The sequence below is a fragment of the Streptomyces sp. NPDC006265 genome, from assembly GCF_040613555.1.
Classification (GTDB): Bacteria; Actinomycetota; Actinomycetes; order Streptomycetales; family Streptomycetaceae; genus Streptomyces.
Map to the genome: position 1 here is coordinate 1 of NZ_JBEXSH010001101.1, position 2,532 is coordinate 2,532.

Consider the following 2,532-nt stretch of genomic DNA (forward strand, 5'->3'; position numbering starts at 1 on the left):
ACTTGTCCCGTTCGTAGCCCGTCCTGGGGCCACGGCCACCGCCGGCATGCCGAGGAACGGCAGCCGCAGCGCGCCGAACGCCTCCGCCGGGACCGCCGGGGACTTGGGTTCGACGGGCTGGAGACGCTCGTAGGTGCCCTGCTGCGGGCGCGGGTCCTCCTCGCCCTTGTTGGGCCAGTACGACATCGCCCGCTCGGCCTGGGCGGTGATGGTGAGGGACGGGTTGACGCCCAGGTTGGCGGAGACCGCGGCGCCGTCGACGACCGAGATGCCGGGGTGACCGTAGAGGCGGTGGTACGGGTCGATCACGCCGGACTCGCGGGAGTCGCCGATCGGGCAGCCGCCCAGGAAGTGGGCGGTGAGCGGGGTGCCCATCAGTTCGCCGACGTTGGAGCCCGCGAAGCCGTTGATCTCGGCGGCGAGTGCCGACGCGCCCTCCGTGGCGGCCTTGATCTGCTTGGGGTTGGGGGCGCCGTGGCCCTGGCGGGCGGTGAGCAGGCCGCGGCCGACGCCCGACGGTTTCACGTAGGTCGTCAGGGAGTTGTCCAGCGACTGCATCACCAGGCCGATGATGGTCCGCTCCGACCAGCGGCGGTTCGACAGCGAGCGCAGCACCAGCAGCGGGTGCTTCGCCGCGTGGGCGAGGAAGCCCAGGACCCGCGAGCTGCCCGAGTTCGTCCCCGCGTACGGCACCTGGAGGATGGACAGGCCACCCATCGAGTTGGAGCCCTTGCCGTAGCGGACCGGCTCGATGTGGGTGCTGGCGTCGGGGTGGATGGAGGACGTGATGGCCACGCCCCGGGTGAAGTCGGCCTTGGGCGCGCCGTGCGCCTTGCGGTAGCGCCGGTCGTCGGTCTGGGCGCCGACCAGGGCCTCGGAGTTGGTGCGGGTGAGCTCACCCAGCTTGTCCGAGAGGTACGGCAGCCGGCCGCCCGCCTTCATGCGGTGCAGCAGGGTCTGGGTGCCGTAGGTGCCGGCGGCGAGGACCACCCGCCGGGCAGTGTAGGTGCGGCCCTTCTTCTTGCCGCGGTCGTCGGTGGGCAGGGTGGCGACGGCGTAGCCGCCGCGAGAGTCGTCGGTGACCGACACGACCGTGGTCATGGGGTGGACGACCGCACCGGCCTTCTCGGCGAGGTGCAGGTAGTTCTCGTTGAGGGTGTTCTTGGCGCCGTGGCGGCAGCCGGTCATGCACTCGCCGCACTCCGCGCAGGCCTTGCGGGACGGGCCCGCGCCGCCGAAGTACGGGTCGGGCACCTCCTGGCCCGGCCTGGCCTTCGCCGAGCCGTCGGCGTCCTCGCCGTCGCCGAAGAAGACGCCGACCGGGGCCATGTGGAAGGAGTCGCCGCAGCCCATGCGCTCCGCGGCGGCCTTCAGGTGCACGTCGGAGGGGGTCATGGTCGGGTTGAGCCGCACGCCCAGCATGCGCCGGGCCTGGTCGTAGTACGGCGCCAGCTCGTCCTGCCAGTCGGTGATGTCACGCCACTGGGGGTCCTCGAAGAACGGCTTCGGCGGGACGTAGAGGGTGTTGGCGTAGTTCAGGGAGCCGCCGCCGACGCCCGCGCCGGCCAGGACCATCACGTTGCCCAGCAGATGGATGCGCTGGATGCCGTACATGCCGAGTTTCGGGGCCCAGAGGTAGTTCTTGAGGTCCCAGGAGTTCTTCGGGAGGGTCTCGCGGGTGAAGCGTCGGCCGGCTTCCAGGACGCCGACCTTGTAACCCTTTTCCGTGAGGCGCAGGGCGGTCACCGAGCCGCCGAAGCCGGAACCCACGACGATGACGTCGTAGTCGTAAGCGTCCTGAGGCACGTGCCGTCTCCCCTTTGAGTGGCTGAAGCGAGGGTCGTCTACCGGAACCGGAACGCCTTCATCAGGCGGAGGCTGCGGCTCATGAACTGGGCGTACTTCTCGTCGTCCATGCCCAGCGAGGGGGCCATGGGGAGCACGCGCTGATGGGCGACCGTCTGGGCCTCGGTGTACTTGAGGATGCCCTCGGAGCCGTGGCGGCGGCCGAGGCCGGAGTCCTTCATGCCGCCCATCGGGGACTGGACGCTGCCGTAGGCGGGGGCGTAGCCCTCGTTGATGTTGACCGTGCCGGTGCGCAGACGGGCGGCGACCTCCTGGCCACGTCGGCCGTTCCTCGTCCAGACCGAGGAGTTCAGGCCGTACGCCGTCGCGTTGGCGCGCTCGATCACCTCGTCCTCGCTCGTGAAGCGGTAGACGGAGACGACCGGGCCGAAGGTCTCCTCGCCGCAGACGGACATGTCCGTGATGACCCCGTCGAGGATCGTGGGCTCGAAGAAGTACGGGCCGATGTCGGGGCGGGCCACACCGCCCGCGACGACCTTCGCGCCCTTGGCGACGGCCTCCTCCACGTGCCGCGTGACCGTCTCGAGCTGGCGCTCGCCGACCAGGGAGCCCATCTCGGCGCCGTACGCCAGGGACGTGCCGAGACGCATCGCCTTCGTGCGGGCGGCGAAACGCTCCAGGAAGGCGTCCGCGATCGACTCGTGGACGTAGAGCCGCTCCATGGAG

General features: G+C 70.6%; 2 protein-coding genes. Both read right to left on the bottom strand.

The window, feature by feature from the left end; genetic code table 11:
- A partial coding sequence (locus ABZ281_RS45760; protein WP_356664348.1) for a GMC family oxidoreductase occupies positions 1-1,806 on the bottom strand: 1,806 nt, incomplete at its 3' end.
- Positions 1,807-1,844: 38 nt separating this feature from the next.
- Positions 1,845-2,532: aldehyde dehydrogenase family protein (locus tag ABZ281_RS45765; RefSeq protein ID WP_356664350.1), on the bottom strand; the 688-nt coding region annotated here is incomplete at its 5' end.